Source organism: Salinifilum aidingensis (assembly GCF_054782015.1).
Window position 1 is genome coordinate 189864 of the sequence record NZ_BAAGTH010000006.1, and the last position, 24769, is coordinate 214632.

Genomic DNA, 24769 nt, shown 5'->3' on the forward strand with positions numbered 1-24769 from the left:
CTCACTTCATCGGGTGGTTGCGGGCCAGCGAGGCGTAGGCCGCGGAGGTCCGCAGCAGGACACCGGCGATGCGGCGCAGCGCACCGCGCGGTCCGGCTGCTCCGCCGGCGGGAGCGGGACCGGGGTCCGCCCCCCGCCGGGGCGGAGGTGGCTGCTGCGGCGGTGACGACTGCTGGGGTGCGGGGTGCTCGCGGCACGGGGTGCTGTTCATGGCATCGCTCCGGATGTGTCGGTCCGCAGGAACGGGTCGGTGAGTTCCGCGACCGGTGGCGCCATCCGATCCACCCCGAGACTGCCCGCCCCGTCGCACAACCACAAGCGAATTGTTGTGGACCGACGTTTAAGCAGTGCTATAAAGAAGGATGCTCGACGCTCGCCGCATGCAGATCCTGCGCTCGGTCGTCACCAGCGGGTCCGTGAGCGCGGCCGCGGCCAACCTGGGCTACACGCCCTCGGCGATCAGCCAGCAGGTCGCCGTGCTCGAGAAGGAGGCCGGAACCGCGCTGCTGGAGAAGCACGGACGCGGGCTGCGGCCCACCCCGGCCGGTTCTTACCTCGCAGAGCAGGCCGCGCGGATGACCGCGCTGCTCAACGACACCGAGGCCGAGCTCGCCGACATCCGCGCCGGGCGCACCGGGAGGTTGCGGTTGCGGTTCTTCCACACCGCCAGCACCGGGCTGGTACCGCGCGCCGTGGCGAAGTTCCGCGCCGACCACCCCGACGTGCACCTGGACCTGGAGATGTTCGAGCACGGGGTGCTCGACGCGCTCGCGGAGGGGGAGGCCGACGTCGCGGTCATCGTCCTCGGCCGCCAGACGCCCGCGCGGGAAGGCGTGCGGATCGTCCCGCTCGCCGAGGACCCGTACCGGGTGGTGCTGCCGCGCGGGCACCGGCTCGCCGCCGCGGAAGCGGTCGACCTGGCCTGGCTCGCCGAGGAACCGTGGATCGACAGCAACCCCAGCACCACCGACACCTGCGCGGAGTCCCTGCAGGACGCCTACGCCAGCGCGGGGTTCACGCCGCGGACGGTGATGCGGGTCGACGGCAGCTACACCGCGCAGGGCTTCGTCGCCGCCGAGCTCGGCGTGTCGCTCGTGCCCGCCCTCGGCATGGAGATGACGCACCCGGACGTCGTCGTGCGTCCGCTGCGCAAACCCGCCGCGGTCCGGCCGCTGCACATCGCCGTGCGGGAAACGGTGGCCGACCGGCCGGCGACCGAGGCGCTGCTGCGGACGCTGCGCGAGACCGCGCGGGCCGCGCTGGAGGCCGGGCAGGGGTGGTGAGCCGCTGAGAGCCCGTTCCTCGACCTCGCGTACCTGCTGCGCGGGGCCAGCGCGGCGCCTCGCAGCGTTGTCGTCGGTTGACGTGGCTCCGCCACGCCGCCCTCCTCCGCCTCGCGATGCATCCACGCTGAACCCCGCTCGCAACGGAGGAGGTTCAGGAACGGGCTCTTAAACGACGGAGTCGGTGTTGATGCGCAGGTCGCCGTTCTTCTCGACCAGGCCCAGCCGGTGCTTCTCGGTGCTGGTCTCCCCGTCGGTGGTGGTGAACTTCAGCTTCACCGCGACCGTCTTGCCGGAGGCCTTCGGCTTGCCCTTGACCTCGACCGACTCGATGGACTTCCAGAACTCGCGGTAGCTGTCCTCGCCTTGCGAGCGCAGCTGGGGACCGAGCATGGACCAGCCCGCGTCCACGTCGCCCGGCACCGCGTCGTAGTACTCCTCGACGAGCTCGACCGCGTCCTCGGTGGCGACCTCCGAGCTGGAGGTGGTGCTCGTCGGCGACGAGGACGTCGTGGTGCTCGTGGTCGTCGTGCTGGTGCTCGTCGGAGCGGTCGTGGACGCGGCGGTGGTCGTGGGTGCGGCCGCCGTGGTCGAGGTCGCCGCGGGGCCTGCGGGCTGCTCGGACGGGGAGGCAGCGGAGTCGGAGGGCCCGCCCCCGCCGCCGAGGGCGTTGGCGCCGAGGACACCGAGCAGCACGGCCGCGATCAGGGCGAGGGCCCAGAGCCCCGCCCGCACCGGCCGGGGCAGGCCCCTGCGCGACGGTGCGGAGGCGGCGGCAGGGGCGGAGGCGGGGGCGCCCGCTCCTGTCCGCGTGGGCGGGGAAGCCTTCGTCGCGGCCGGGCCGCCGACCCGGGTGGGGTGCGGTGCCGGGGCCGCCGCGGCAGCGGCGGGGCGTTGCCAGCCGGCCGTCGGGGTGGCGTTCGGGATCGGGCGGCCGTCCACCACCGCCTGCAGCAGGTCGCGCGCCTGCGCCATCGTGGGCCGTTCCACCGGGTCGGCGCGCAGCATCTGCATCAGCGCGGGTGCCAGCGGTCCCGCCTGGCGCGGTGGTTCGACGTTGCCCTGCGCGACGCGGTGCAGCAGGCTGATGGCGTTCTCGTCCGTGCCGAACGGCGGGGCCCCTTCCACCGCCGCGTAGAGCGTCGAACCCAGGGAGAACACGTCCGAGGCCGGTGCCGGGTCGCGGCCGGTGGCGACCTCCGGTGCCAGGTAGGCCGGGGTGCCCGCGAGGATCCCGCTCTTGGTGACGGCGACGTCACCGATGGCGCGGGAGATGCCGAAGTCGGTGATCTTGGCCTGGCCGTTCTCGCCGAGCAGGATGTTGCCCGGTTTGAGGTCGCGGTGCACGATCCCCGCCATGTGCGCCGCTGCCAGCGCACCGGCAACCTGCACGCCGATGTGCGTCACGTGCATGGGGGGGAGCACGCCCTGGTCGGCGACCACCGACGCCAGGCTCTGCGAGGGCAGGTACTCCATGACGAGGACGGGCTGGCCCTCGTCCTCGGCCACGTCGAACACGAGGATCGCGTTCTGGTGCTGCAGCCGGGCGGCGATGCGGCCCTCCCGCATCGTGCGCTGGCGGGCCTCTTCGGTCTCCTCCCGCGTGTACCCGGGCTGCAGCAGCAGGAGTTTGACGGCGACGGTCCGGTGCAGCCGTTCGTCGACGGCTTGCCAGACCACGCCCATGGCGCCGCTGCCGATCCGCTCGACCAAGCGGTATCGGCCCGCGATGACCCGATCCTCGGCGCTCACCGGTGTCTCTCCCCTGGTGGCTGCTCCGACACGACTGACCGGACCCCCGTGGCCAGCTCTTCCGACTCACCGACACGTCGGTCCGAGGCTTCCGGACCGGCGACTCGTTTCACGGCATGCAACGTTACTGGGCGTTCCCAGGGGCACGACACACCGGGGTGCGCCCGCACCAGACCCGTTCACGCGCCGTGCACGGGGTGATGCCGTCACCGCGCCGGATCCCCGTGCCGTGCGCACGACGATTGCTGTGCAGCAGCGCTCCGCGGCGATCACGCGCACGACGCGTGTGAATACTCACACTACCGAGTGATATTGCGGTCCCGGCGAATCCGGCTGCGGTGCTGGACATTTCCCGCGAAAAGTTCAAAGCGCTCGAAGGGATGAGGTGCTTGCCGGACCGGGCGAAGGGGAGGTAGGGCGTTGCCTCCTGCGGAAGGCGCGCAGACCCCGCGCCCGTGAACGCGGAGCGGGGCCGGGACCCGCAGGTCCCGACCCCGCTCGAGCGTGCGACCGCGCGGGCCCGCGAGGGCTACGGCCCCGACGTCGAGGCCGCCTGCGACTCGGTGGAACCGCCGTCCGTGGTGGTCGGTTGCTCCTGGGTCGTGGTGGTCGGCTGTTCCTCGGTGGTCGTGGTCGGTTGCTCCTCGGTGGTCGTGGTCGGCTGTTCCTCGGTGGTCGTGGTCGGTTGCTCCTGGGTCGTGGTGGTCGGCTCCTCCTCGGTCGTCGTGGTCGGAGCCTCCTCCTCGGTCGTCGTGGTGGTCGGCTCCTCCGACGTCGTCGGCGCCGGCGGCGGCACGTTGTTCCGCGTCGGCGACGGCCGGTTGTTGGCGGGATCCGCGGGACCGTCGCCGTTGTTGCCGAGGAAGGCCGAGGTCAGCAGCACGCTGGCGACCGCGACCGCGAGCAGCGCCAACCCCGAGATCAGCACCGGGCGCTTGCGCTTGCGCGGCTCCTCGTACAGCGCGTCATCGCCCCGGGTGTCCGCACCCATGTAGGAGGTCGCGTTCTCGTACGCCTGCTCGGAGTACGGGTCCTCCTCGTAGGCGCCGCCCTCCGACGCGACCGCCGTGGGTGCCGGGTCCTGCTGGCCGGCCGACTCGGGGGCGAGCGCGGAGGGGATCGGGGCCGCGGCCGTCGGCACCGACGTCACCGAGTGCCCGTCCGCGACCGTCTGCAGCATCTCCACGACCTGCGCCATCGTCGGCCGGTCCTCGACCCGGGCGTTGAGCATGGCCATGAGCGGTTCGGCCATCGGCCCGGCCTGCTGCGGCGGTTCCACGCGGCCGGCGGCCACGGCGTGCAGCAGCGCCAGCGTGTTCTCGTTCAGGCCGAACGGCGGCCGGCCCTCGATCGCCGCGTACAGCGTGGCGCCCAGCGAGAACACGTCGGAGGCGGGCGTGGGCTCCTGGCCCATGGCCACGTCCGGCGACAGGTACGCGGGCGTGCCCGCGAGCATCCCCGTCTTCGTGACCTGCACGTCGCCCTGCGCCCGGGAGATCCCGAAGTCCGTGATCTTCACCGTGCCGTCGTCGCCGAGCAGGATGTTGCCGGGCTTGATGTCGCGGTGGATCACGCCGGCGGAGTGCGCCGCCCCGAGCGCCGAGGCGACCTGCGACCCGATCCGGGCCACCTCGCGCGGAGGCAGCGGCCCGTGCTCGGACATCATCTTGGCCAAGCTGGTGGAGGGCAGGAACTCCATGACGAGGACGGGCTGGCCCTCGTCCTCGGCCACGTCGTAGACCGAGATCGCGTTCGGATGCTGGAGGCGCGCGGCGATGCGCCCTTCCCGCATGGCGCGTTGCCGTGCTTCGTCAGCCTCGCCGGGATCCAGCCCGGGTTCGAGCAGCAGCTGCTTTACCGCGACAGTGCGGTGCAGGCGCTCGTCCACACACTCCCACACCACGCCCATCGCGCCGCTACCGATGCTGCGCTGCACCCGGTAGCGTCCGGCGACCAGGCGACCTTCGTCGCTCACCGACGTCTCCCCGTACTGCTATCGATGCCCGGTGGGCCGGGGTCGAGCGGGCGGCCACGCCACCCGGACCCCGGTGCCACCGGCCAAACGGCGGTCTGCACGAACCGGCCGCACCGGTCCGCGATGTACACGTTGCTGGCGAGCCCTGCGGCGACCGCACAGCCTGTCACTGGGTCGTTGGTCGCGGTCGTCCGGGGCCGCGGTACGGCAGCCTAGCCGACGCGCGTGTCGCGTAGGTCCGAAGTCCGCAGATCCCGCACACTGATTTCGCCGCGATCCGTCACGGTGCGGATTCCCGCCGGAGCACACCGCCCGGTGCGCCCGTTTGTCCAGGTAGTGCTCGGAATCACCGGGTGCGCGCCCGCGCGTGGCCGACGGCGTTCGCACCGCGCGTCCACCAGCCTACGCGCCGGAGCGGGTCGAACGGGGAGTTCGGATCCGCGGTGCAGGTTGTTGCCGCATCGTTGTCTCGCCCGGGGCGGAGGGCCCTGACCGGCTCCGCGCCGCGCGGCTCACCGCTGTTGCGTGCGGCTGGCCGACAGCAGGCGCGCGTCGGTGATCCGCGGTGTGCCCGGCTCGTTGCTGACCGCGAACGACTGCCGGAGCGTGACGCGCGAGCCGTCCGCGCAGCGCACGACCGCACTGGCGACCACGCGGCCGTCCCGGTGCGCCCGCGCGCCGGTGAGCCGGACCGCCTCGGCCCCGGACCACGCCGGCACGAGCTCGTGCTGCGCACCGGCCCGCAGCCGCGGGTGCAGCCACGGCAGGGCCGCTGCCGGATCCGCCGCCAGGGCCCGGTAGAAGCTGCGCACGGTGCGGACCGCGGAGGCCGCGCTGCCCGCGGCCGGATCGGCCACCTGCCCGGGATCGCCGGGGGAGGCGGGCAGCGGTCGTTCCGCAGTTCCCCGTCCGGGTCCCGTGCACGACGCGCCCTCGGGGTGCAGCACGTCCGGCAGCAGTGCGGGCGCACCGGTGACCGGTGCGGCCTGCGCGGGCTCCGCCTGCGCGGGCGAGGTGGCGCTCGTGCCCAGGCGGAGGATCAGGGCCATCGCCGTCGTCGCCGTGCACAGCAGCGTGACGCCGACGATCGCGATGGTCGTGCGCGCGGGTCCGGGGGAGTGCGCGGAGCCGCCGTGCTCACCGCTGAGCACGGCGCGGGCGAGCCGCTCGTAGCGACCGCTGCGGCGCAGGAGGTCGGTCACGCGCACGCCGCCGGGGCGGTTGTGGCGGGGTGTCGAGTCGGAGTCCGGCACGGTGGCCTCATTTCCCCGGATCGCGCTGTTCCACCGGATCGCGCTGTTTCGCCGGATCGCGCGTCACGCCGCGGCGTCCCCGGCCGCGGTGGCCGCCGGTGCGGCGGTGTTCGCCGGTGACCAGCCGTCGGAGCCGAGTCCGGGCTCCGGGAGCAGGGACGCCGGCAGGACTCCCCGCTGCGGCGGGAAGAGGGGCCGTTGAACGACGTCGAGCACCGGGGGTTCGGGCACCGCGGGCGGTTCCGGTGCGATGGAGGGCGGTGGCGCGGGCTCGGGCCGGGGAGCCGGATCCGGTGCCGGGGTTCCGGGAGTTGGGGGCTCGGGCGCCGGGTGGTCGGGTGCGGCGCCTGGTGGCGCGGTGGGCGCCCCGATGCCGACCGGTGGGGTCGTGCCGGGGGCGTCCGCCGCGGGCTCGGCGGTGGCGGGGCTGTTCGCGGCAGGCGCGGGCGGGGCCTGCGCGGTGGCCGGGTGCTCGGGTTCCCCCTCGCGCACGACGGTGTGCGGTGGGTGCGGCCGGCCCGCCCGCTCTCCTGCCGGCGCGTCGTCCTGCGGTGCGGCGAGCCCGAGCTGCGGGTCGCCGTGCGGGAGGCTCGGGGGCGGCAGGTGCTCGGGGGCGGGCGTCCGGTTGTGCGCGGCGGTCGCCATGACCGACATGGCGCTGAGCACGACTGCTGAGGTGGTCACGGCGAACCAGGCGGCGCGGCGGGAACTGCGCGGCGGGGTCACCGAAGCGGGCACCGTGCCGAGGTCGAAGGCGCGGAGCCCGGCGGCTTCGGCCTCCGGGCGCCCGGAGGCCGGGGGCGGTGCTCCCGCCCGGAGCGGGGCGCTCCCCGCGGGCGGGGCGTGGGGCCCTGCCGGCGCGACCAGCGCGCGTCGCGCCGCTCCGGAGGGGCCCCCGGATCCGGAGTGACCTCCGGCTCCGCTGCAGCGGGATCGCCCGTCGGCCATCGGTACCGCCTTCCACCTCGGGACGGTCGCTACCCGGTGTTGACGACCTGGAACGACTCGGCCAGCCGTCCCGGCATGCCGTGCTGCTCGGCGATGCGCGCCAACCCCGGCCGCAGCATCCCGGCCAGGTCGGTCAGGTGCGACGTCTGCGACGTGTGCGCGGCCAGTGCTGCGACCTTCGTACGGAAGTGATCGGTGATGTCGACGGCGCGGTTGATCCGACATTCAGGTGAAGCGACCAGCCACAGCTCAGGCACGCTCCACGGCTGCAGGCCCTCGGACACCAGCTCGGGGTGGGCGAAGGCGTTGCGGGCGTCCGGGTAGACCGCCGCCAGCGCCGCTTCCCCGACGGCGCGGTGGTCGGGGTGCGAGGCGGGGATGTGCTCCCAGTTGATCTCCGGCGAGTGGGTGAGCACCCGGTGCGGCCGCACCTGGCGGATCACGCGGCTGACGTCCAGCCGCAGCGCCATGTCCGGCTGCAGCGAACCGTCCCGGTGGCCGAGGAAGCGCACGTCGCGCACTCCGACGGCGGCCGCGGCCGCGCGCTGCTCCGACTCGCGCAGGTGCGGCACCGCCTCGCGCGGGGTGTCGTCGAAACCTCCGGCGTCGCCGGAGGTGCACACGCAGTAGGTGACGAGCTCCCCGGCCGCCACCCAGGAGGCGACGGTCCCGGCGGCGGCGAAGTCGGCGTCATCCGGGTGCGCGGTCACCACCAGGACGCGATCGTGATCCACGGCGCCCATGGTTCCCGGCATGCACCACCCGGGCAACTTGCGTCTCTACCCGCACCACCAGCGGAGCTCACAAGTGCCGCCGGAGCACTGGCAGTACTTTTTACGTGACTGTCGGTCGCCGCCAGGGGGCTGCAAGCGTTTCGTCATCTCGGCGCGACAGCTCGCAGCTCGCGGCTGCCTCGACCGCCGACCCCGCATCGCAGCCGGGCCCACTGCGGGTTCTCCTGTGCGGCTCTCGCGAGGAAGGCGAGACGTGGTGTAGGTGGCTACTCGAGGTCGAGCACCCGGAGCGAGAGCCGTGCGGGAGGTTCCGCCACGGGAGTCCGCACGCAAAACGGTTTGACGACGTCCTCCTAGTCGAGCTCACCGCGGCGGAACTTCGCCTGGCTGCTCTGCAGCGCCTTGAGCGAACCGAAGCCGGCCCCGCCGCCGAGCAGGATCGCGAAGATGTCCGCGCCGGCCCCGCCGCCGAGCGCGATCAGCAGCGCCACCGCCGTCACGCCGAGGCCGAGCCCGGCCATCGGATAGCGCTTGCGCGCGAACTCGGCCGCGGGCTGACCGCCCGCGCGCTTCTTCGCCGCGGCGTTCAGCATCGCGAGGTAGCCCATGTGCCCGGCCGCGACGCCGAGCGCGGCCAGCGTGATCAACAACGCGACAACACCGATAACTGCACCCATGACTCCAGTCTGCCTCGCCCGCTGCGCTTCCGGTATGGGGACTTCTCCTGAGTTCGGGGGCGAGGGGTGGGAGCGCCGCGCCGAACCGGCAACGGGTACCACGTCCGGTGGGCGGGGGACGGGGTCGTCACCGCGGAGCGGAAAAGACGCCGCCCACGTCTGGATCACCGCGGCGATCGCGCATAGTTTCCCGGTCATGACCGATCGTCGGGACCCCGGCCCCGAACCCGCGGCACCGCCCGCCGCCGCGAGCCCCGCACCCGGCAGCGGGATCGCCGGGAAGCGCGTCGTCATCACCGGTGCGGCAGGCGGGATCGGCGCGGCTCTCGCCCGCCGCTTCGCCGCCGAGGCCGACGTGCTCGTGGTCGACCGCGACGCCGAGCCGCTGCACCGGCTCGCCGCCGAGCTCGGCGCGCAGGCGCGGGTGGTCGACCTGTCCGACCCGGACAACGCGAGCGGTCTCGGCGAGGGCGCCGACATCGTCGTCAACAACGCGGGTTTCCAGCACGTCGCCCCGATCCAGGAGTTCTCCCCGGACGTGTTCGACACGCTGCTGCGCGTGGTGGTCTCCGCCGCCTTCCGGGTCGTGCGCTCCGCGCTGCCCGCGATGTACGAGCGCGGCTGGGGACGCGTGATCAACATCTCCTCGGTGCACGGACTGCGCGCCTCCCCGTTCAAGAGCGCCTACGTGGCGGCCAAGCACGGGCTGGAGGGGCTGTCCAAGACGATCGCCGTCGAAGGAGCGCGCCACGGCGTCACCGCCAACTGCATCTGCCCCGGGTTCGTCCGCACACCGCTGGTGGAACGCCAGATCGCCGAGCAGGCGGTGCTGCACCGCGTTCCCGAGGAGGAGGTCCTCGAGGACGTGCTGCTGGACCGGACCCCCACCAAGCGCCTCGTCGAACCGGACGAGGTCGCCGATCTCGCCCTGTGGCTGTGCGCCCCGGCCGCGAAATCCGTGACCGGGGCCTCGCTGTCCGTGGACGGGGCGTGGTCGGCCAACTGACCGACGCGGGCGGCCGCCGAGGAGCAGCCGGTCGCCGAGGAGAGGTGTGAGTGATGGGTGTTTCGACGCGGAGCGCCGTCGGCACGGGGCGGTTCCGGATCGTCCTGGCGAGCCTGGTCGGCACCACCGTCGAGTGGTACGACTTCTTCCTCTACGGGTCGGCCGCGGCGCTGGTGTTCAACCAGCTGTTCTTCCCCGCGGGCGACGCGCTCACCGGCACCCTGCTGGCGTTCGTGACCTACGCGGTCGGGTTCGTCGCGCGGCCGCTCGGCGGCCTCGTCTTCGGCCACTACGGCGACCGCCTCGGCCGCAAGAGGCTGCTCGTGCTCAGCCTGACGCTCATGGGGTTGTCCAGCTGCCTCATCGGCCTCGTGCCGACGTACCAGGCGATCGGCGTGGCCGCCCCGATCGCGCTGACCGTGCTCCGACTGGTGCAGGGCTTCGCCATCGGCGGCGAGTGGGGCGGTGCCGTGCTCATCGTCTCCGAGCACGAGGGCGCGAAGCACCGCGGGTTCTGGGCGTCCTGGCCGCAGTGCGGCGTGCCGCTGGGGAACCTGCTCGCCGTGGCGGTGCTGGCGGTGCTGGCCGCGGTGCAGAGCGAACAGGCCTTCCTCGCCTGGGGTTGGCGCGTGGCGTTCCTGCTGTCCGGTGCGCTGGTGCTCATCGGGCTGTGGGTGCGGTTCAGCATCGACGAGTCGCCCGTGTTCCGGCAGGCCCAGGAGGAGGCGCGCGCCACCGGGGCGGAGGCCAAACCGCCGGTGCTGGAGGTGCTGCGGCGCTACCGCGGCGCCGTGCTCACCGCGATGGGAGCGCGCTTCGCCGAGAACGTCGTGTACTACGTGCTGACGTCGTTCGTGCTCACCTACGTCGTCACGCACCTGGAACTGCCGCGGGCGATGGCGCTGAACGCCTCGCTGATCGCCGCCGTGATCCACTTCGTCACGATCCCCGGCGTGGGGCGCGCTGTCCGACCGGGTGGGGCGCCGCCCCGTGTACCTGTTCGGCGCGGTCGGCACCGGGGCGTGGGCCTTCGCCTTCTTCGGCCTGCTGGACACGGGGTCGTTCGTGCTGATGAGCCTGGCGATCACCGTGGGGCTGGTGCTGCACGGCGCGATGTACGGACCGCAGGCGGCGTTCTTCTCCGAGCTGTTCGGCACGCGGGTGCGCTACTCGGGCGCCTCGATCGGCTACCAGCTGGCCTCGATCGCGGCCGGCTCGCTGGCACCGGTCATCGCCACCGCGCTGCTGCGCGAGTTCGGCTCGTCCGCGCCGATCGTCGCCTACCTCGTCGTGTGCGCCCTGGTCACCGCGGTGACAGTGCTGCTGTCCGCCGAGACGCGGGACCGCGGCCTGACCGCGGACCACGGGCTGTGACGCGGGCGGCCGGGGCAGCTGGGACGCGCCTGCGCGGCGAACTCGCCTGATCCGCTGCTCGGCGACCGGGACGCCCGCACCGGCCGCCGCGGCCGGCGCGGGCCGGCGGCGTCAGCCCTCGGACTCAGCGCCCTCGTGCCCGAGTCGGCCCCGACCCAGCCGCAGCAGGATCATCGCCAGCTCTCGGCCCTCCGGCCCGAGCTCGCGGTAGCGGGCGAGCACGTCCATCTCCCGGTTGTAGACGATGCGGGGACCGCCCGCGGCCATGCGCTGCTCGCCGACCTGCCGGGAGATCTCGGCGCGGCGCTTGACGAGCCGGAGGATCTCCGCGTCGATGTGGTCGATCTCCTCGCGGAAGTCGGAGATCGCGGTGGCGGCCTGCTCCGGGGCGTCCGGTGCGGCGGGTGCGTTCTGCGCGGACTGCGGCGCCGAGCTCTCCGGCCGCCCCCAGTCACCGTCCACAGTGGTGTTCATGGCACGTCCTCCGGTTCATCGGGCCCGGAGCGAGCGGCCCGGATGCGCGAAAGCCCCGGGTCCGCGGACTCCGGGGCGTCGTAGATGGTGAGTGCTCACGCGTCCACGGGCGCCGGAGCCTTCCGGTGCCCGTAGAAAAAGTAGTAGCGCGCCAGCACGGCGACCAGTGTGCCACACCTCCGCGCGGCCGGAACAGCGAGCACGCCTGTACGCCTCGCCACGAGCACCTGTTCGACTCCGCCGCGCCCCTGCCTGCCCGGCCCGCGGCGGCACCCGCGATCATCGGGGCGCACCAGCGGGCCGTCTGCGCGTGGACCGTCCGCCGCGCCCGGTAACGTGGAGGCACGATGAGCACCCTGTTCGACCTTCCGCACGAGTCCGAGGGTCCGGAGTCCGCCGGTCCGGCGCCGCGCGCGGAGCGGCGCGGGACCGACACCGACGCCCTGCTGGCGGGGATGAACCCGCAGCAGCAGGAGGCCGTGACGCACCGCGGCTCTCCGCTGCTGGTCGTCGCCGGCGCCGGATCGGGCAAGACCCGGGTGCTCACCCACCGGATCGCGCACCTGCTGGCCACCGGGGCGCACCCCGGGCAGGTCATGGCGATCACGTTCACCAACAAGGCGGCCGCGGAGATGAAGGAGCGCGTCGCCGAGCTCGTCGGACGCCGCGCCGGCGCCATGTGGGTGTCCACGTTCCACTCGATGTGCGTGCGCGTGCTGCGCCGGGAGGCGAAGACCCTCGGGCTCTCGTCGAACTTCTCCATCTACGACGCCGACGACTCCAAGCGGCTGATCACCCTCATCACCCGCGACCTGGAGCTGGACTCGAAGCGCTACCCGGCGCGCACCCTCGCGGGGCAGATCTCGAACCTGAAGAACGAGCTCATCGGGCCCGAGCAGGCGGCCGAGCAGGTCGGCAGCGACCTGGAGCGCGTCGTCGCCCGGGTCTACGCCACCTACCAGCAGCGCCTGCGCGAGGCGAACGCGCTGGACTTCGACGACCTGATCATGCGCGCGGTCGAGCTGCTGCAGGACCACCCGGGCATCGCCGAGTACTACCGGCGCCGGTTCCGCCACGTGCTCGTGGACGAGTACCAGGACACCAACCACGCGCAGTACGTGCTCGTGCGCGAGCTCGTCGGCACGGAGCCGACGGACAGCGGCGTGGAGCCGTCCGAGCTGTGCGTCGTCGGCGACGCCGACCAGTCGATCTACGCCTTCCGCGGCGCGACGATCCGCAACATCGAGGAGTTCGAGCGCGACTACCCGCAGGCGCGCACGATCCTGCTGGAGCAGAACTACCGCTCCACGCAGACGATCCTGTCGGCGGCCAACGCGGTCATCCGCAGGAACCCGAACCGCTGGGACAAGCGCCTGTGGAGCGACGCGGGCGAGGGCGAGCCGGTGGTCGGCTACGTCGCCGACAACGAGCACGACGAGGCCGCGTTCGTGGCCTCCGAGATCGACCGGCTCGTCGACGAGGGGTCGGTCACGTTCAACGACATCGCGGTGTTCTACCGGACGAACAACCAGTCGCGGGTGTTCGAGGAGGTGTTCATCCGCCTCGGCCTGCCCTACCGCGTGATCGGCGGGGTCCGCTTCTACGAGCGGCGCGAGGTGCGCGACGCGCTGGCCTACCTGCGCGTGATCGACAACCCGGAGGACGCGGTCAGCCTGCGGCGGGTGCTCAACGTGCCCAAGCGGGGGATCGGCGACCGCGCCGAATCCCTCGTCGCCGCCCACGCCGAGCGCGAGCGCCTGTCCTTCGCGCAGGCGCTGCGCGCCGCCGCGGCCGGTGACATCGCCGAGCTGAACACGCGCGCCGCCCGCGCGATCAACGGGTTCGTCGCGCTGCTGGACGAGTTGCGCGAGCTGGCGGCCGAGGCCGATGTCGGCGAGGTCCTCGAGACCGCGCTGGAGCGGACCGGCTACCGCGCCGGGCTCGACGCCAGCGACGATCCGCAGGACGCCACCCGCGTGGAGAACCTCGACGAGCTGCTCACCGTTGCCCGCGAGTTCACCGAGGCGCGCTCCGGCGGCGGAACCGAGGCGGAGGCGGCCGGGGGCGCGGTGGAGGCCCCCGCCGATGGGGAGCCCGCCGGCGGGCCGGTCGGCACCGAGGCCGCCGCGGCCGCGGAGGACGCGGCCGGTGACGACGGTCTGCCGCCGGAGGACTCGCTGGCCGCGTTCCTGGAGCGGATCTCGCTCGTGGCCGACGCGGACGCGCTGCCCGAGTCCGGCGACGGCGTGGTCACGCTGATGACGCTGCACACCGCCAAGGGGCTGGAGTTCCCGGTGGTGTTCAACACCGGTTGGGAGGAGGGCGTCTTCCCGCACAACCGGGCGCTGGGCGACGAGAAGGAGCTCTCGGAGGAGCGCAGGCTGGCCTACGTGGGCATCACGCGGGCCCGGCGGCGGCTGTACGTCTCGCGGGCGCTGACCCGGTCGGCCTGGGGGCAGCCGATGACGAACCCCGCGTCGCGCTTCCTCGACGAGCTGCCCGCGGAGCTCGTCGAGTGGCGGCGGGTGGAGCCGGAGCGCTCCGCTCCGCAGGCCCGGAGCACGTGGGGCGGGCGGGCCGCCGACCGCACCGGCGCGGACTCCGCCCAGGCGCGGCTCAGCGCGGGCGGCATGCGCTCGACCGGTGCGCAGGGCTGGAAGAACGAGGTGGCGATCAAGCTCGCCGCCGGCGACCGGGTCAACCACGACAAGTACGGCCTGGGCACCGTCCTGTCCACGGAGGGCGAGGGGCCGCGGGCGACGGCGACGATCGACTTCGGGGCGAACGGCACCGTGCGGCTGATGCTCATCGGCAGCGTGCCGCTGACCAAGCTGTGAGGTGCGCTACCGCCGCCGGGCCGCGCCGCTTCGGTGCGCGGCGGCCCGGCGGCGGTCGCGGGAGGGCCTACACCGGGGAGATGCCGTGCTCCTGCATCCACGGCAGCGGGTTGACCTTCGCGCCGCTCGGGTTCCAGACCTCGAAGTGCAGGTGCGTGCCGGTGGACAACCCGCGGTTGCCCATGGTCGCGATCTGGTCGCCGGCCTGCACCTGCTGGCCCTCCTCGGCGGTGATCGTGTCCACGTGGCCGTAGACGGTGATGGTGCCGTCGTCGTGCTGCACGCGGACCCACATGCCGAACCCGCTGGCCGAGCCGGCTTCGATGACCTCGCCGTCGGCGGCGGCGACGATCGGCGTGCCCGTGGAGTTGGCGATGTCGATGCCGTAGTGGGTGGTGCCCCACCGGCCGCCGAACCCGGAGGTGAAGTAGCCCTGCGCGGGCTGCGCGAACTTGGGCCGCGCTGCCTCGGCGGCCGCGGCGGCGCGCTCCTCGGCGATGCGCTCGCTCTTGGCGAGCTTCTCGACCTCGGAGCCGGAGTCGGTGGTCTGCTGCGCGGCCGGCAGCACCTCCGCGGCCGGAGCGGCGCTGCGCTCCGAGCGCTGCTGCGACTTCTGCGCCGGCCCCGCACCGTCCGAGGCCTCGTCGTTCGAGGCCTCCTCGGAGGTGGCGGTTCCGAACGAGGCGGCGATCCCGCCGGGGTCGAAGCCCTCGCGCTCGGCGGCGTGGCCCTCCTCGCTCGCGAGGGACTGCCCGGCGGCGGCGAAGGCGCCCGCGGCGACGGCGGCGACGACGATGCGTCCGCGCCAGACCGTGGCGGGCGTGCGCGTGGCCGTGCTCGTGCGGGTGTCCACGGCCTCGCCGGGATCACCGAACGGCTCGGCGGGGCCGCTGCGTGCTGCCGGGGACGCGGCCTCCGCGGTTGCCGGGGAAGATTGTTCGCCGCTGGGGGAGCGGTATCGCGACAATGCCTGCCCTTCCGTCTCGGGGAGTCCGAACACGTCGCCGGACGGGGGTTCCGGCTCGCCGGTCGGGGAACCGGCGCGGGGTGTTGTCGTGATCGGACTGTGACAACGGACCGGAGGAAGGTAACGAAGGTGATCGTCCGGGGGCAAGTCTCCATTCGTGTGCACGCGGACGCGTTCGGTGATCGCCAGCTCTTCCGCCGGGGTGGGCGCGGTTTCGATTCAGCAGCGGTGCGTGCCCGGAAGGTGCATCTTCCTGCGACTTCACGTGCGGGCGGGGGCCGGGCGGTGGTCCGGTGCGTGTCACTCCTCCGAGGTGCTGCACGTGCCAGCTCCCCGAAAAATGATGTAGATCACCCCGAAGGAGTGGGCGTGTCGGGTGGTGCGGTCGTACCCGGTCGCACCGGCCCCTCAGGCAAGCGGGAGACCGACAGCGATGCGGCGGAAAGCGACGTGCCGGCCCTGGGCGCGGCCCGGCGGAGCGGCGCTACTAGCGTTTGCGCGGTGACTGAGCGGTCTGCTTCCCCCGCCCGCGGTTCCGCCCAGGCGGAACGGAACGAGCCCCTCGGCCGCACGGCCTTCACCGCCGCGGTGGTGCTCGCCCTGAGCGGTGCGCTGCTGCGCGGACTCGGCCCGCTCGCGGGGCTGGTGGTCCCCGATCCCGCACCCGCCTATCCCTCGTGGCCGCTGCTGCTCGTGCTCGCACTGCTCGCCCCGGCCGCCTCGCTGTGGCTGCGGGCGCGCGGGCGGGACGTCGTCGCCGCCGCCGTGCTCGTCGGGCCCGCGGCGCTCGCCCCGGGGCGCGCCGTCCACGACGCGCAGCTGGCCCTCGACGCGAGCGCGCTCGCGCGCCCGGAGCTGCTGCGGCCGGAGCGCCTCGCCGCCTTCACCCCGGGAACCGGGATGTGGCTGCTGCTGGCCGGGCACGTCGCGGTGCTCGCCGCCGGTGTCCTCGCCGCGCGGTCGATCACGCGGGACACCGCCGGTGACGGACCGCAGCGCCAGGGCCTGCTCGCCGTCGGGCTCGTCGCCGGGGCGCTCGCCGCGGTGGCCGCGCTGATGGCCTCCTACAGCTCCGATGATCCGTACGTCGTGCCCACCTCGGCCGTCGACGGCCCGCCGGCCGTGCTCGCCGGGAGCCTGCTCCTGGCGCTCGCGGTGCCGGTCGCCGCGGGGCTCGCCGTCGGATCCACCGATCCCGACGTCGCGCGCGGCGGGCTGCTCGGGCTGGCGCTGGGGCTGGTCGGCGTGTTCGCGCCCGCGCCGGTGACGGCCGCGGTGCTCGCCGACTTCCAGGCGGGCTGGGGGCCGGTGCTCGGTTCGCTCGCCGCCCTCGCGCTGGCCGCGCTCGCGGTCCCGGCCGGGCGCCGGCTGCGCGCGGCGGGGGAGCGGCGCCGGGAACTGCAACTGCCCGCGCACGGCCGGCTCCTCGCGCTGACCGCGGTGCTCGCCTGCCTGTCCGGGGTAAGCTGCCTGGTCGCGGCCGCCACGAGCCAGCTGCGGCTGCCCGGCGGCATGGAGGACCCCGCTGAGTACCCGGCGCGCCTGCTCTGGGTCGCGGGCGGGTTGCTGCTCGTGCTCGGCGCGGCCGTGCTCGTGCGCGGCTGGGCCGAACGGATCCGGCCGGTCCTGGCGGTCGCCTGGGCGGTGGTGCCGCTGTCCTGCGCCGCCGTGCTCGACTCGGTGTTCACCGCCGTGCAGGTCGCCGACGCCGCGGCCGGTCCCGGCGCGTGGGCGTGCGGGGCCGCGCTGGTGCTGGCCGTGCTCGCGGCGGTGGCCGCGGCGCTGGCCGGGGCGGTGGAACGCGACGAGGTCGACCTCACCGAGATCGCGATGCGTCGGGACGTGCTGCCGCCGTGCCTGGTGGCGCTGGTGCTCGGCGCGGGCGCGTTCAGCTTCCCGGTGGTCGACGCCCCCGACTACACCCCGCCGGGGGTGTTCAGCGCGTTCGGGACGACCTCCTGGGGGCTGCTCGTCGCGGTGATCGCGGTCGTGGGGGCGAGCGTGGTGGCCCCGCTCTCGCGGCCCGCTCGGGCCGCGTCGCTGCTGACCGGAGCGGCCTCGGTGGTGGCGGTGCGCGTTGCCCAGTACCCGCTGACCGTCGGCCGGCTCGAGGGTTCCTGGGCCGGTCCCGGACTGTGGCTGGGCCTGGCGGCGCTCGTGGTGCTGCTGGTCGCCGCGGGGCTCGCCGGGCGGGCGCAGCGCCCCGCGGCCGCGCGCCCGCCGGGGAGCTGATCGCCGGGGCGTGCGCGCGGGGCCTGGTCGCAGGCCGTGGGAGCGGGTTTCCGGCGCCGCCGCGGTGCGGGCGCGCGCCCGCCGGTGGGACACTGGCCCCGAAGGGGAGTGACCAGCACGGGGACCGGGGCGGTCCCGGTCGACCGGAGCAGGACCCGGGCGCGCCGCCCGATCGGGCGGCGCGCGGCTGTTCCGTTCGTCACGGACCAACCGCGGCGCGGTACGTTCCGCTGCGGACTGCGCCCGCGCTGCATTGATTCACCCCCGGTAGCGGGGGCCTGCGGGTGAGGCAGTTCACCGGGTGCGCTGCCCCGTTCGTCGTCGCAGGTCGATATGGTCTTCACCGTCCGACACCGACGTCGCAGGAGACTCGAGTGGACCTGTACGAGTACCAGGCGAAGGAGCTCTTCGCCGACCACGGAGTTCCCACGCTGCCTGGCTCCGTGGCCACCGATCCGCAAGGGGCAAGGGCAGCCGCTGCAGAATTGGGCGGGCCGGTCGTCGTCAAGGCCCAGGTCAAGGCCGGAGGCCGGGGCAAGGCCGGCGGCGTGAAGCTGGCCGAGAGCCCGGACGAGGCCGAGCAGAAGGCCGAGGCCATCCTCGGGCTCGACATCAAGGGCCACACGACCCGCCAGGTGCTGGTGACCAGCGCTTCCGACATCGCCGACGAGTACTACTTCTCCTTCCTGCTCGACCGCGCCAACCGGAACTTCCTGGCCATGGCATCGGTCGAGGGCGGGATGGAGATCGAGGAAGTCGCCGCGACGAAGCCGGAGGCCCTGGCCCAGGTGCCGATCGACCCGATCGAGGGCGTGGACAAGACCAAGGCGCGGGAGATCGTCGACGCCGCGAACTTCCCCTCCGACGTCGCCGACCAGGTCGCCGACGCGGTCGTCCAGCTCTGGGAGACGTTCGTCGCCGAGGACGCCACGCTGGTCGAGATCAACCCGCTGATCAAGGACCCGCAGGGCGAGGTCATCGCGCTCGACGGCAAGGTCAGCGTCGACGACAACGCCTCCTTCCGGCACCCGCAGCACGCCGAGATGGCCGACTCCGCCGCGGAGAACGCGCTGGAGGCCAAGGCCAAGGAGAAGGACCTGAACTACGTCAAGCTGGACGGTCAGGTCGGCATCATCGGCAACGGCGCCGGTCTGGTCATGTCCACCCTGGACGTCGTCGCCTACGCCGGTGAGCAGCACAACAACGTCAAGCCGGCGAACTTCCTGGACATCGGCGGCGGCGCCTCGGCCGAGGTGATGGCTGCGGGGCTGGACGTCGTCCTGGGCGACCCGGACGTCGAGTCCGTGTTCGTCAACGTCTTCGGCGGGATCACCGCCTGCGACGCGGTCGCCAACGGCATCGTGCAGGCGCTGGAGATGCTCGGCGGCGAGGCCACCAAGCCGCTGGTGGTCCGCCTCGACGGCAACAACGTCGAGGAAGGCCGTCGCATCCTGGCCGAGGCCAACCACCCGGCCGTGACGATGGTGGACACCATGGACGGTGCGGCCGACAAGGCCGCCGAGTTGGCTGCGGGGGCGTGACGCGCGATGGCGATCTTCCTCAACGAGAACAGCAAGGTCATCGTTCAGGGCATCACCGGCTCTGAGGGGACCAAGCACACCGCCCGGATGCTGCGTTCCGGCACCAACATCGTCGGTGGCGTGAACGCCCGCAAGGCGGGGCAGACCGTGGAGATCGAGGGCCAGGAGCTCAACGTCTACGGTTCGGTCAAGGAAGCGATGGCCGAGACCGGCGCGAACGTCTCCGTCGTCTTCGTCCCGCCGAAGTTCGCCAAGGACGCCGTGATCGAGGCCATCGACGCCGAGATCGGCCTGGCCGTGGTGATCACCGAGGGAATCCCGGTCCACGACGCGGCCACGTTCTGGGCGCACGCGCGGGCCACGGGCAACAAGACCCGCCTGGTCGGGCCGAACTGCCCCGGTGTCATCTCCCCGGGCAAGTCCAACGCGGGCATCATCCCGGCCGACATCACCGGGTCCGGCAAGATCGGCCTGGTCTCCAAGTCCGGCACGCTGACGTACCAGATGATGTACGAGCTGCGGGACATCGGCTTCTCCACCTGCGTGGGCATCGGCGGTGACCCGGTCATCGGCACCACGCACATCGACGCGCTGCAGGCCTTCGAGGACGACCCGGAGACCGAGGCGATCGTGATGATCGGCGAGATCGGCGGGGACGCCGAGGAGCGCGCCGCGGACTACATCGAGGCGAACATCAGCAAGCCGGTCGCCGGCTACGTCGCCGGTTTCACCGCGCCGGAGGGCAAGACGATGGGTCACGCGGGCGCCATCGTCTCCGGCTCCTCCGGCACGGCGCAGGCGAAGAAGGAGGCCATGGAGGCCTCCGGGGTCAAGGTCGGCAAGACGCCGAGCGAGACCGCTCGCCTGATGCGCGAGATCGTGCAGGGCTGACGGCTCCGCCGTCCGGTTCTCACCGGGCCGGGTGCTCCGCGGGAGCGCCCGGCCCGGTTTCGTTCGGGGCGTCGGTTCGCGCCGCTGCCCGGTGTTCTGCCCGGCGCCCGGGTCGGGTCGAGATTTCTCACGGTGCTGTGCCGTGGTGCGCTCGACGCCGAGCGGACTACTCTTTCGTTAGGCAATCTAACTAATGGGAGGTCTGCATGGCACCCACGGCTGATCTCGTGTTCACCGGCGGCACCGTGCGCACCATGTCCGCGGGAACCCCGGTGGCCACGGCGCTGGCCGTCGCGGACGGACGCGTCCTCGCCGTCGGCGACGACGCCGAAATCGCCCGGTGCGCGGGCCCGGGCACCGAGCGGGTGGACCTGGCCGGCCGCACCCTGCTCCCCGGCTTCGTCGAAGCGCACGGGCACCCGACCATGGAAATGGTCATCACCGGGCCCGACATCATCGACATCCGACCGGTCGTCCGCCCCACCGCCGGCGAAGCCCTCGCCGAACTGCGCCGGGCCATCGCCGAGGCCGAACCCGGCCGCTGGCTCGGCGCCTTCGGCTGGGACCCGCTGCTGCAGGAGGAGCTGCCCGCGATCAACCGCGCCCTGCTCGACGAGCTCGCCCCGGACAACCCGCTCACCGTCATGCACAACAGCGGGCACAGCGCCTGGGCCAACTCCGCGGTCGTCGAACGCGTCGGCCTGACCGAGCAGACCCCGGACCCGGTGGGCGCGCACTTCGAGCGGGACGCCGACGGGCGCCCCACCGGCGCCGCGTTCGAGAGCCCCGCCACGCTGCTGCTCATGAGCGGGGCGCTGCGCCGCCCCGAGGGCGAGGACTTCACCGAGCTGATGTCCGGCGAGCAGGACCGCCTCGCCCGGGTCGGCGTGACCACCACCTCCGACATGGCCTTCGACCCGGACACCCGGCGACCGCTGCGGAACTTCTACCGCACCGCCACCCCCAAGGTGCGCATGCGGGTGTACGAGAAGAGCACCGCCGAGATGCGCACCGGCGCCACGCCGGGCCAGGACGCCGGCGACCCGCTGCTGCAGCAGGTCGGCATCAAGATCTGGGCCGACGGTTCGCCGTGGGTCGGCAACATCGCCACCAGCTTCCCCTACCTGGAGACCCCGCAGACCCGCGCGCTCGGGCTGCCCACCGGTCACCGCGGCTGCGCCAACTACACCCGCGAACAGCTGGAGGAGATCGTCGCCGCCTACTTCCCGCAGGGCTGGCAGATCGCCTGCCACGTGCACGGCGACGACGTCGTCGACACCGTGCTCGACGTCTACGAGAACGCGCTGCGCGCCCACCCGGAGCGCACCGACGCCCGGCTGCGGCTGGAGCACTGCGGCACGATGACGTCCGAGCAGTACCGGCGCGCCGCGCGGCTGGGCGTGACCTGCAGCCTGTTCGTCGACCACATCTACTACTGGGGCGACGTGCTCGTGGACGGCCTCTTCGGCGAACGCGGCGAGTCCTGGACCGCCGCCGGCGCCGCCGTCGACGCGGGCGTGCCGATCTCGCTGCACAACGACCCGCCGGTCACCCCGGAGGAGCCGCTGCGCAACATCCAGGTGGCCGTCACCCGGCAGAGCCGCAGCGGGCGCGTCCTCGGTGAGCAGTACCGGATCTCGGTGGAGCAGGCGCTGCGCGCGCAGACCATCGACGCAGCCTGGCAGCTGTTCGCCGAGGAGGAGATCGGTTCGCTGGAAGCGGGCAAGCACGCCGACCTCGTGGTGCTCGACGCCGACCCGCACGCGGTCGACCCCGCTGTGATCGGCGACATCCCGGTGCACGCCACCTACCTCGACGGCGTCGCCACCCACCGGGCGGGGAAGTGATCGCCATGACCGCCACGGGCACCGGGAGCCCGGTGCCCCAGCGCTGGCCGCGCGCGGTGGTCGGGCTGCCGCACCGCCGGCGGCCTCGCGCTGGTGGCGCTGTCGCTGCTGTCAGCGCTGCAGGTGCTCGACCCCAGCGTCAACTCGCTGGCCCTGCCCGCCGTGTCCGCCGAGCTGGACATGGACCCGGGCACCACGTCGTTCGCCTCCAGCATCGGCACGCTGCTGCTGGCCGCGGCCATGCTCGGTGTGGGCATACTCGGTGACCTGCACGGCCGCCGCCGAGTGCTGCTGCTGGGCACGTGGGGCATGGTGCTCGGCGGGGTGCTGTGCGCGGCCGCCCCGCACGGGGCCGTGTTCGTCGTCGGGCGGATGGTGATGGGGGTGAGCACCGCGGCCAGCTTCGGCATGAGCCTGGCCATCCTGCCCGCGCTGTTCGGCCCCGGGGAACTGCCCCGCACCTTCGGCGCCTGGCTGGGGGTGCAGTCGGCGGTCAGCCTGCTCGGCACGCTCGGTGGCGGACTGCTGCAGTCCGCGCTGAGCTGGCGGGCGTGCTGCCTGATCATCCCCGTGCTCGGGGTGGTGTTCCTCGCGTTCGGAACGGCCACCGTGCCGGAGAGCCGCGCGGCGCACCACCGGCGGTTCGACACCGTCGGCGTCGCCACCTCCGCGGTCGGCCTGCTGTGCCTGATGGGCGGGCTCACCTTCGCCGGCGATGCGGGCTGGTCCAACCCGTTCGTGCTCGGTGCGCTGGGGCTGGCCGCGGTGCTGCTGGTGTCCTTCGGCGCGTGGGAAGCGCGCCGCCGCGACCCGGGATTCCCCGTGCGCCTGTTCGCCGTGCCCGCGTTCACCGCCGCCTGCGTGGTCGGGGTGGCGTTCAACTTCGGCAACGGGGTGGTCGCGGTGCAGCTGCCGCACGTCCTCGAGTCCACGCTCGGCCGCTCCGCCTTCGTCGGATCGCTGGTCATGGCCGCGATGTCGGTGGGCATGCTGCTGGGCACGCTCTCCGCCGGGGAGGCGCAGAAGCGGTGGCGGGTCGGGGCGCGCGCCGTGTTCACCAGCGGCCTGCTGGTCATCGCGCTCGGCATCGGACTGCTCCCCGCGATCGGCAGCACGACCGGCTCGTGGTACTTCGGCCTCGCCGCCTTCCTCGTGGGATTCGGCATCATGTGGGCGCAGAACTCCGAGTCGGCCGTGATCATGTCGGCCTCGCCCAAGGAGATGCTCGGCTCCGTGGGGGCCGTCAAACCGGCCGTCGGGCAGCTCGGGATGGGATTGGGCATGGGGGCCGTCGGACCGGTCATCCTCGCCGTCACCCGCGCGGCCTCGGACGGCGCTCCCACCACTGCGGACGCGGTGGACGGTTTCGCGCTCGTGATGGGCGGGGTGGCCGCGTTCATCGCGCTGTGCGCGCTCGCCGTGCACGTGCTGCTGGGGTGGGGCGAACGGCTGCAGAGCTCCGCCCCGCCTTCCGCCGACCCAACCCCGCCGTCCGCCGACCCCGCCCCGAGCCGGCCCGGGGTGCCAGCGGGAAATCCGGACTCGTTCCAGTGAGGAGCCGCGCGGATTGGTGGCCATGTGCTCGACCGCACCGGCCCGTCAGGCAAGCGGCGCAGCCGCTTCCTCCCCATGTATGCAGACCGAGCCGCTGCGGGTTCTCCGGCGCCGCCTCGCGAGGACAGCCCCGACGATGCTGCTCCCGTCCGCTGTCCGGGGCGGGTGGTCGGGGGCAGCTGGGAGTAGGTGGCTACCCGATGTCGGGGATCCCGGAGCGAGGTGCCGCCGGAGGTTCCTCCCAGCTACCCCCATCCACCCGCCCTCAACAGCCAATCCGCGGACTCTCTAAGCGCGGTTCTCGGGAAACGGGAAGCAGTCCCCGCACGAGTGGAGCTCGAATTCTCCCCGGGCGATCGGGCGAGTCCTCGGGTGTGTCCGGGGTTCTCGGCTGCGCTGGACGCGGAGCGCACCACCCGCAGCGCGCGGTGGTCGTCCGGGAAGACCGGCAACGGCACCAGCGGCGGGGCGCGGTTGCTGGCGCGTCGCCGGCATCACCCGATCCGGTACCGTCGCGGTGGTCCCGACAATCGAACGCTCTCCGAGGAGACAGTCGACACCATGCCCGAGCCGTATCCGCCGCCCCCGAAGGCCACCGCGTCCGGACGGTTCCAGCTCGGAACCCCCGAGATCCTGCTCCTCGTGGCGTTCGGAGGAGGAGTCCTCGGCTACCTGATCGGCTTTTTCAACGACGCTGCGCGCGCCCACTTCGCCGGCCCCGCCGGCGCGGCGTCGCTCCTCGCGGCGCTGCTGGCCGGATTGCGACTGGCGGCTACCACGTTCGGCGGCGGCAAGAGCGCCCCGAACGTGCTGCAGGCCGCGGCGCCGCTGTCGGTGTACGCCTCGCTGGCCCTGGTCCACGCGCTGTTCGGCAGCGGTTCGGTGGGCATCACGCTCGTCGTGCTCGTGCTGAGCGCGGTGCAGAGCGCCGCCCTGGTCGTCCTGCTGCTCGATGAGCTGGGGGTCACCGCGGTCAGCGGGGCGGGCTCGGACAGCTCCCAGCCGCCGCCACCCCCGTTCGCCCCGCCCGGCCAGTTCCAGCAGGGATCCGGATGGGGACCGCAGGGCAAGCCCGTGCCCGGGCACTTCGGGCAACCGCCTGCCGCGTCGCAGGGCGGGTGGGGCTCCGGCGGTCAACCGCAGGGCGCACCCGGCCAGGGCGGGCCGGCCCCGTCGGCGTCACCGCAGCAGGCACCGGGCCAGCAGCAACCCGGCCAGCAGCAACCGGGCCAGCAGGCACCGGCTCCGGGTGCGGGGCAGGGCGGCAACAGCGGCCCGCAGGGCACGCAGCAGATGCCGCATCCCGGGCAGTGATCCAGTAGTCCCGGCCTGATCTCCGCGACCCGGGGTGGTTCCGCAGCGCGGCGCCACCCCGGGCCGCTGCGTGCGGGGCCGGCACCTCCATCTCCCGCATCGCCCGATCA

18 protein-coding genes and 1 pseudogene are annotated in these 24769 nt (G+C 73.4%); 10 read left to right on the top strand and 9 right to left on the bottom strand.

What is annotated here, in order from left to right; genetic code table 11:
* Position 1: 1 nt before the first annotated feature.
* Positions 2 to 211: a hypothetical protein gene (locus ACYVJE_RS10685; protein WP_461144326.1), complete on the bottom strand. Its 210-nt coding sequence runs from the start codon at positions 209 to 211 to the stop codon at positions 2 to 4.
* 151 nt (positions 212 to 362) lie between these two features.
* Between ACYVJE_RS10685 and ACYVJE_RS10690 the strand changes: the two genes are divergently transcribed.
* Complete coding sequence (locus tag ACYVJE_RS10690) at positions 363 to 1283, top strand: LysR family transcriptional regulator (protein ID WP_461144327.1); 921 nt, start codon at positions 363 to 365, stop codon at positions 1281 to 1283.
* A gap of 168 nt (positions 1284 to 1451) precedes the next feature.
* On the opposite strand, the gene ACYVJE_RS10695 is transcribed toward ACYVJE_RS10690, so the two are convergent.
* The 6 genes from ACYVJE_RS10695 to ACYVJE_RS10720 all read right to left on the bottom strand — a co-directional run bounded on the left by ACYVJE_RS10695 (position 1452) and on the right by ACYVJE_RS10720 (position 8622).
* Positions 1452 to 3035 carry a serine/threonine-protein kinase gene (locus tag ACYVJE_RS10695; RefSeq protein WP_461144328.1) on the bottom strand — a complete coding sequence of 528 codons (1584 nt, stop codon included), beginning with the start codon at positions 3033 to 3035 and terminating at the stop codon, positions 1452 to 1454.
* A gap of 529 nt (positions 3036 to 3564) precedes the next feature.
* Positions 3565 to 5010: a serine/threonine-protein kinase gene (locus ACYVJE_RS10700; RefSeq protein ID WP_461144329.1), complete on the bottom strand. Its 1446-nt coding sequence runs from the start codon at positions 5008 to 5010 to the stop codon at positions 3565 to 3567.
* Between the two features lie 512 nt (positions 5011 to 5522).
* Entirely contained in the window at positions 5523 to 6263 is a 741-nt protein-coding gene (locus tag ACYVJE_RS10705; protein WP_461144330.1) for a hypothetical protein, read from the bottom strand.
* A 63-nt stretch (positions 6264 to 6326) separates the two neighbouring features.
* Entirely contained in the window at positions 6327 to 6947 is a 621-nt protein-coding gene (locus tag ACYVJE_RS10710) for a hypothetical protein (RefSeq protein WP_461144331.1), read from the bottom strand.
* A 293-nt stretch (positions 6948 to 7240) separates the two neighbouring features.
* A complete protein-coding gene (locus ACYVJE_RS10715) occupies positions 7241 to 7954 on the bottom strand; it encodes a PIG-L deacetylase family protein (protein ID WP_461144332.1) in 714 nt (237 codons plus the stop codon).
* Between the two features lie 344 nt (positions 7955 to 8298).
* Positions 8299 to 8622, bottom strand: a complete 324-nt coding sequence (locus ACYVJE_RS10720; RefSeq protein ID WP_461144333.1) for a hypothetical protein — start codon at positions 8620 to 8622, stop codon at positions 8299 to 8301.
* A 196-nt stretch (positions 8623 to 8818) separates the two neighbouring features.
* Here ACYVJE_RS10720 and ACYVJE_RS10725 point away from each other — a divergent pair, with 196 nt between their 5' ends.
* Both ACYVJE_RS10725 and ACYVJE_RS10730 read left to right on the top strand, forming a co-directional pair.
* Complete coding sequence (locus ACYVJE_RS10725; RefSeq protein WP_459157289.1) at positions 8819 to 9628, top strand: 3-hydroxybutyrate dehydrogenase; 810 nt, start codon at positions 8819 to 8821, stop codon at positions 9626 to 9628.
* A 53-nt stretch (positions 9629 to 9681) separates the two neighbouring features.
* Positions 9682 to 11002: pseudogene (locus tag ACYVJE_RS10730) on the top strand (MFS transporter).
* A 111-nt stretch (positions 11003 to 11113) separates the two neighbouring features.
* Here the strand turns inward: ACYVJE_RS10730 and ACYVJE_RS10735 are convergent.
* Positions 11114 to 11476 carry a chorismate mutase gene (locus ACYVJE_RS10735; RefSeq protein ID WP_459157287.1) on the bottom strand — a complete coding sequence of 121 codons (363 nt, stop codon included), beginning with the start codon at positions 11474 to 11476 and terminating at the stop codon, positions 11114 to 11116.
* 347 nt (positions 11477 to 11823) lie between these two features.
* Between ACYVJE_RS10735 and ACYVJE_RS10740 the strand changes: the two genes are divergently transcribed.
* On the top strand, positions 11824 to 14313 hold the full coding sequence (locus ACYVJE_RS10740; protein WP_461144334.1) for a UvrD-helicase domain-containing protein: 2490 nt from the start codon (positions 11824 to 11826) through the stop codon (positions 14311 to 14313).
* A gap of 67 nt (positions 14314 to 14380) precedes the next feature.
* Here the strand turns inward: ACYVJE_RS10740 and ACYVJE_RS10745 are convergent, their stop codons facing one another.
* A complete protein-coding gene (locus tag ACYVJE_RS10745; RefSeq protein ID WP_461144335.1) occupies positions 14381 to 15280 on the bottom strand; it encodes a M23 family metallopeptidase in 900 nt (299 codons plus the stop codon).
* 501 nt (positions 15281 to 15781) lie between these two features.
* On the opposite strand from ACYVJE_RS10745, the gene ACYVJE_RS10750 reads away from it, so the two are divergent.
* From ACYVJE_RS10750 to ACYVJE_RS10775, 6 genes are all read left to right on the top strand, one after another.
* On the top strand, positions 15782 to 17512 hold the full coding sequence (locus tag ACYVJE_RS10750) for a hypothetical protein (protein WP_461144336.1): 1731 nt from the start codon (positions 15782 to 15784) through the stop codon (positions 17510 to 17512).
* A 374-nt stretch (positions 17513 to 17886) separates the two neighbouring features.
* Complete coding sequence (sucC, locus tag ACYVJE_RS10755) at positions 17887 to 19053, top strand: ADP-forming succinate--CoA ligase subunit beta (RefSeq protein ID WP_459157283.1); 1167 nt, start codon at positions 17887 to 17889, stop codon at positions 19051 to 19053.
* A gap of 6 nt (positions 19054 to 19059) precedes the next feature.
* Entirely contained in the window at positions 19060 to 19944 is an 885-nt protein-coding gene (gene sucD / locus ACYVJE_RS10760; RefSeq protein WP_459157282.1) for a succinate--CoA ligase subunit alpha, read from the top strand.
* 206 nt (positions 19945 to 20150) lie between these two features.
* A complete protein-coding gene (locus tag ACYVJE_RS10765; RefSeq protein WP_461144337.1) occupies positions 20151 to 21791 on the top strand; it encodes an amidohydrolase in 1641 nt (546 codons plus the stop codon).
* 93 nt (positions 21792 to 21884) lie between these two features.
* Positions 21885 to 23345 carry an MFS transporter gene (locus ACYVJE_RS10770; protein ID WP_461144338.1) on the top strand — a complete coding sequence of 487 codons (1461 nt, stop codon included), beginning with the start codon at positions 21885 to 21887 and terminating at the stop codon, positions 23343 to 23345.
* A 561-nt stretch (positions 23346 to 23906) separates the two neighbouring features.
* Entirely contained in the window at positions 23907 to 24659 is a 753-nt protein-coding gene (locus tag ACYVJE_RS10775; protein WP_461144339.1) for a DUF5336 domain-containing protein, read from the top strand.
* Positions 24660 to 24769 lie beyond the last annotated feature (110 nt).

Coding starts and splice junctions, on each gene's coding strand:
- ACYVJE_RS10685 (WP_461144326.1), bottom strand. CDS start 211: ATGAACAGCACCCCGTGCCGCGAGCACCCCGCACCCCAGCAGTCGTCA.
- ACYVJE_RS10690 (WP_461144327.1), top strand. CDS start 363: ATGCTCGACGCTCGCCGCATGCAGATCCTGCGCTCGGTCGTCACCAGC.
- ACYVJE_RS10715 (WP_461144332.1), bottom strand. CDS start 7,954: ATGGGCGCCGTGGATCACGATCGCGTCCTGGTGGTGACCGCGCACCCG.
- ACYVJE_RS10720 (WP_461144333.1), bottom strand. CDS start 8,622: ATGGGTGCAGTTATCGGTGTTGTCGCGTTGTTGATCACGCTGGCCGCG.
- ACYVJE_RS10725 (WP_459157289.1), top strand. CDS start 8,819: ATGACCGATCGTCGGGACCCCGGCCCCGAACCCGCGGCACCGCCCGCC.
- ACYVJE_RS10735 (WP_459157287.1), bottom strand. CDS start 11,476: ATGAACACCACTGTGGACGGTGACTGGGGGCGGCCGGAGAGCTCGGCG.
- ACYVJE_RS10740 (WP_461144334.1), top strand. CDS start 11,824: ATGAGCACCCTGTTCGACCTTCCGCACGAGTCCGAGGGTCCGGAGTCC.
- sucD (WP_459157282.1), top strand. CDS start 19,060: ATGGCGATCTTCCTCAACGAGAACAGCAAGGTCATCGTTCAGGGCATC.
- ACYVJE_RS10765 (WP_461144337.1), top strand. CDS start 20,151: ATGGCACCCACGGCTGATCTCGTGTTCACCGGCGGCACCGTGCGCACC.
- ACYVJE_RS10775 (WP_461144339.1), top strand. CDS start 23,907: ATGCCCGAGCCGTATCCGCCGCCCCCGAAGGCCACCGCGTCCGGACGG.